Origin of the sequence: Microbacterium sp. (assembly GCF_047972865.1) — a bacterium.
GTDB lineage: Bacteria > Actinomycetota > Actinomycetes > Actinomycetales > Microbacteriaceae > Microbacterium.
The window spans coordinates 1-5014 of record NZ_JBKEAY010000029.1 but is presented as its reverse complement, the minus strand read 5'-3'; the positions used below and the strand labels follow the sequence as shown (position 1 = coordinate 5014).

The 5014-nt window shown below is 71.3% G+C and carries 5 protein-coding genes; 2 read left to right on the top strand and 3 right to left on the bottom strand.

Going from position 1 to position 5014, the window contains the following annotated elements; genetic code table 11:
- On the top strand, positions 1 to 561 hold a 561-nt coding region (locus tag ACK5KK_RS01685), incomplete at its 5' end, for an ATP-binding cassette domain-containing protein (RefSeq protein ID WP_416888358.1).
- A 48-nt stretch (positions 562 to 609) separates the two neighbouring features.
- Positions 610 to 1368 (top strand): ABC transporter permease, encoded by a 759-nt coding sequence (locus ACK5KK_RS01680; RefSeq protein WP_416888357.1) that lies wholly within the window; start codon positions 610 to 612, stop codon positions 1366 to 1368.
- On the opposite strand, the gene ACK5KK_RS01675 is transcribed toward ACK5KK_RS01680, so the two are convergent.
- From ACK5KK_RS01675 to ACK5KK_RS01665, 3 genes are all read right to left on the bottom strand, one after another.
- Positions 1295 to 2647, bottom strand: a complete 1353-nt coding sequence (locus ACK5KK_RS01675; RefSeq protein WP_416888356.1) for a hypothetical protein — start codon at positions 2645 to 2647, stop codon at positions 1295 to 1297. The two genes, ACK5KK_RS01680 and ACK5KK_RS01675, sit on opposite strands and share 74 nt — an antisense overlap.
- Complete coding sequence (locus tag ACK5KK_RS01670) at positions 2644 to 3846, bottom strand: AAA family ATPase (RefSeq protein ID WP_416888355.1); 1203 nt, start codon at positions 3844 to 3846, stop codon at positions 2644 to 2646. The genes ACK5KK_RS01675 and ACK5KK_RS01670 overlap by 4 nt, the downstream gene beginning before the upstream one ends.
- A partial coding sequence (locus ACK5KK_RS01665; protein WP_416888354.1) for a GTP-binding protein occupies positions 3843 to 5014 on the bottom strand: 1172 nt, incomplete at its 5' end. The genes ACK5KK_RS01670 and ACK5KK_RS01665, both read right to left, overlap by 4 nt.

Below are 5014 nucleotides of genomic sequence, written 5' to 3'. Positions count from 1 at the left end.
CCGGTGTCGGGGCGCATCCGCATCGACGGTGTCGACCTGCGCGCGCTGACGGCCGCGGAACGGGCTCACGCCGTTTCGGCGGTGCTGCACGACGATCACCTGCTCGACGGCACGATCGGGGACAACGTCGCGCTCGGCCGGCCGGAGGCGAGTGACGGGGAGATCGCGGCGGCACTGTCGGCCGTCGGCCTCGGAGGCTTCGTCGATGGTCTGCCGGGCGGCATCCGCACCCGGGTCGGCCCCGGCGGCCGGGCCCTGTCCGGAGGGCAGCGGCAGCGCGTCGCCGTGGCGCGCGCGCTCGTCGAGGCGGCACCGCTCACGCTGCTCGACGAGCCCACCTCGGCGCTGGATGCCGACAGCGCCCGGCTCGTGGTCGCCGCCGCGGCCGGGTTGGCCCAGGCCGGCAGCGTCGTGCTCGTCTCGCACGATCTTGCCGCGGTATCGACGGCCGATCAGGTTGTGGTGCTCGACGCGGGCCGTGTCGTGCAGCAGGGTTCGCCGTCCGAACTGGCGAGGGTGCCGGGCCGGTTCCGTGAGCTGCTGCGCGACGACCGAGGTTGAGCCCGGGTGTCGCTTTCGGTGGGTGCGGCCACTGGGTAGGCTCCGGCTGTGATCACGCCGGCATCCCTCGTTGCGACCGCCATCGGGGTGGCCGTGCTCGCGGTCGTCGCCACCGTGGTGTTGGCGGCGTACCGGGTGCCGCGGCTGTGGGAGCCGGTCGTCGCGATCGCCCGCGGTGCCGTGCAGCTTGCGGTGATCAGCGTGATCCTCGGCGGCATCATCACCGACCCGGTGCTGATCGGCCTCGCGTTGCTGGTGATGTTCACGATCGCCAGCGGTGTCGCGACCGGTCGAGTCGGCTGGAGCCCGCGCGCGTTCGCGGCGATGGCGTCCTCGATCGCTGCGGGCGCCGTGGTCACCCTCACGATCGTGTTCACGACGGGAACGCTCGAGTTCACGGCGCGCTATACGCTGGCGATTGGGGCGATCGTGATCGGCAACGCCATGGGCATCGCCACCCTCACCGGGCGCACGTTCCGCACCACCGTCCACGACCACTGGGACGAGGTCGAGGGGTGGCTCGCGCTGGGAGCGCGACCGCGGCAGGCCACCGTCGCACTCGGGCGTCAGGCGGTGCGTCTCGCGCTGATCCCGTCGATCGACCAGACCAAGACGACGGGGCTGGTGGTGCTTCCCGGGGCGTTCGTGGGCGCGATCTTCGGCGGCATCTCCCCGCTGGAAGCGGGGCGGTTCCAACTCGTCGTGCTCGCCGCGCTCATGGCCGCCGGGGCGATCACCGCGGTGATGGTTGCGCTGTGGTGGGGGAACGTGCGTACGAGGCCTGCAATGTCGGGAACCGCTCGGTGAGCGAAAGCTGCGCGAAGTCCTCCAGGCGTGCGACGCTGTCGCAGAGGTCGTGCAGGGGGGTCTCGGCATCGCCGCCGATCCGGATGCCCCAGCATCCCACCCGTGCGCGTTCCGCCGCCGTGCGCAGCGCGCTCGCCAGCGCAGGTGTGTCGAACACCCCCTCACCGTCGCTGACGATGAGTGCGCGCCCTCCCGCGGTCGCGGGCAGCGACAGGAGGCGGATCAGCTCGGTGACCGGCGTCTCCAGCGAGGTCCCGCCGCCGTAGTAGTGCGACAGGATGTCGGTGAGTGCTCGTCGTGCACCATGCCGGTCAGTCGCCCGCACCGTGCGGGGCGAGGGTTGGCCGGTGCCGCCGAAGCCGCTGTAGATGAGGTCGGCGCCGTCGGCGCGGGCCACCTGCGTGCATGCCAGCACGGTCGCCATCGACCAGGTGCGCCGGGTGTGCTGCCCATCGAGCAACAGCTGCATCGATCCCGACTCGTCGACCGCGATGTTCAGCGGCGCCGCCGGAGTCCGCTTCCTTTCGCGGGCGCGCAGTCCGCCCCGGTTCCAAGCATTCCAGAGCAGGGTTTCGCTGCTGGGATCGGCCAGTGCCGACCAGACGCCCGTCTCGACGCGGGCGAGGTCGCGGGTGCGGTCCTGCTCGACCCGCTGTTGACGATGCGGGGTGGTCAAGCCGTGGTGCGCGGCCAGTCCGTGACGACAGGTCGCGACCAGGCGGCGCAACCCGTCCACTCCGTCCGCGTCGATGAGCGCGGCGAACAGCTCCTCGCCTCGGGTGCCCCGGTTCGTCGCGGTGGTGGCGGCATCGTCAGGGGCGGGGCGGTCCTGCCCGTCGCCGAGGCAGAACGACGAAAAGGCGCCGTCGGCAGCGCCCTCGGCGTCGCCCTCGGGGTCGCTGTCGTCGGGCGCGTCGGCGGCTTCGCGCTCGGGGACACCGGCGAACAGGGGGAGCAGGGAGGCGGCCACCGTGGGGGTCCACTCCCGGCAGGCGTACTCGTCACCGACCGTCAGCGATCGCAGAGCCCGGGTGCGGGGATCGTCGATGAAGCGCTCCAACACGAGTGCGCGGTGCGGTGCGTGCTCGTGGCCGTATGGGTCGACACGCGGCCCGGCCAGCAGCAGCAGGGCGAACACGTCACGCGTGACCGCGGCAACGTCACCCGCCTCGCGACCGACCAGGTGTGCGACAGCTCGCGTGAGGTCGGCGCCGTGGTGGTCCCAGAGTTGGTCTGCGAGCCAGTCCTGCTCCAGGAGCAACGTCGCGGCGTCGGTCACCGCGGCCCGTCGCCCGCGACCAGCCGGGTGATGGCGAGGTCGGCTGCGGCGAGTGACTCGGCGGCGTCCTCGTGCGATTCGACGATGCCGACATCGGCGTCGCGCAGATCTGCGGCGGCCTCGGCGAGGGCGCGGTGTTTGCGACGGGCTTCACGCGCCCAGGCCTCGCGCGTGGGAGCGTCATCGCCGCTCCGCGCCCGACACACGTCCGTCAGCAGGCGCGCTCGGTCGACCAGATCGAGTCGGGCCGCAAGGGCCGGGTCGCTGGCGAGCGCGACCCGCCGCACCGCGACGCCACGACGTTCCGGATCGTCCCACAGCGTGAAACGCAGTGCCGTCAGGTCACCGCGTGCCGCCCGCTCTCGACCGCGCAGCCAGGCATGCGCCCGCACGATGCGCAGCGACGTGCGCCAGCGGCGATCGGAAAAGACCATCCCGTCGTCTCGCAGGTGGTCCCGAAGATCGAGGATCCGCTCCCGGAGATCGTCGTCGATGCCGACGCGTCGCACAGCCAGCTGGTGCCGATCGAGCTCGGCTCGGGTGAGGCGGCGGGAGGGCACGTCCGGTGCGGCGGGCGAATCGCGCTGTGCGAGCAGCGAGGCGGCATCCGCGCGCCGCAGATAGTCCACCGGCACCCGCACCAGCAGCCGATCCCACAGTGCGCGCGCGTCGTCGGAGCCGTCTTGCCCCGGAATGTCGTTGCCGGCGGTGAACGCGGTGCGAAGGGGAATGGGGTGGATGCTGCGGCCCCCGTCCACTTCGTGGCGAATGCGATCGCTGAGGGCGGCGAGCAGGTCGTGTCCGAGTTCGGGAGCAATGTGCCCGATCTCGTCGAGAAAGGCCCATTCGCAGTCCAGCAGGTACCCGTCGATCGTCCGACGATAGGCGCCATGATCGCGCAGCCCTGGAATGTCGAGGGGGCCGAGAACGGCGGCATCCGACCTCGTTCGCGACAGGCTCTGTTCGAACAGGCGCCCCTCCAGCGAGGCGGCGAAGGCGCGCACCAGCGTGGTCTTCCCGGTGCCGGGAGGACCCAGCAGAAAGATGTGCTCACCGGCGAGCACGGCGAGTTGCATCGCCAGGATCTGTTCGGCGCGCCCGGGGAAGGCGTCGCCGAGGTCGCGCGCGTGGGTGTCCCAGAATCCCGGTGCCGCGGCCTTCGCTTCCCGCGGTGCGGCCAGTGTCGCCGTCGCGCTCATCGGGCGCGGCCCGTGGGTACGTGCCGGTCGGCGTGGGAGTGGGGGTGTCCGCTCTGGGCGTGTCGGTCGGCGTGGGAGTGGGCGTGTCCGCTCTGGGCGTGTCCGCCGTGTGAGGGCGCGCTCGCGAGGGCGCCCGCGGGGTGAGGTGCGCCCGGGCGACGCACATGGAATCCGATCCCGCCCCGCGTCCAGCCGGCGAACGGGTCCTGCCACCGGGACCATCCTTCCGGTCCGAGCGCGAGCTCCTCGTCGGTGAGCACGGCGCGCTCCAGACGCCGGTTGACATCAGCGGGGTCGAGGCCGACGCCGATGAAGACCAACTCCTGCGCCGGAGCGTCGTCGAACTGACTCCAACGGGCGATCGGCTCGAACCGCGCGTTCACGCCCGCCTGCGACCACAACCCCACCACGCCCGGAGCGCTGGCGAGCCAGAAGAAGCCCTTCGCGCGGTGCAGCCCCGGCCACGGTGTGCCGATGGCCTGCGCGAGCCGGATCGGGTGGAATGGGCGGGACGAGCGGAAGACCGTGGAGCCGATGCCGTATTCGAGTGTTTCGGGCGTGTGGGTCTGCCCGTCCAGCTCCTGCTGCCAGCCCGGATCCTGCTCGGCCAGGGCATGGTCGAACAGGCCGGTGTCGAGGACCTCCCCCAGTTCGACGTGTCCGAAAGTGGTGGTGAGTTGTCGCGCGCGCGGATTCAGTGTGCGCAGGAACGCGCACAACGCGCCGAGGTCTGCACGGTCCACCAGATCGGCCTTGTTCACGACGATCACATCGGCGAACTCGACCTGGTCGATCAGCAGGTCGGCGATGCTGCGATTGTCGACCTCGCTCACACCGATGCCGGCCTGGGCGAGCGTCTTGGCGCTGTCGAGCGTGTCGAGAAAACTCGCGGCATCCACCATGCTCACCATCGTGTCGAGCGTCGCCAACCGAGACAGGGTGCGCCCGGCCTCGAGGTCGAGGTCGAAGGTCGCGGCGACCGGCATCGGTTCGGAGATGCCGGTCGATTCGATGAGGATCGTGTCGAAGCGCCCTTCACGGGCGAGCTCGGCGACCGACACCAGCAGGTCTTCGCGCAGGGTGCAGCAGATGCATCCGTTGCTCATCTCGACCAGCTTTTCGGGAACGCGCGCAAGCTGAAGTGGCCCGTCCACGAGACGGGAGTCGA

Bases quoted from the DNA above. Each gene is read 5' to 3' on its own strand.
- ACK5KK_RS01670 (WP_416888355.1), bottom strand. From the start codon at position 3,846: ATGAGCGCGACGGCGACACTGGCCGCACCGCGGGAAGCGAAGGCCGCG.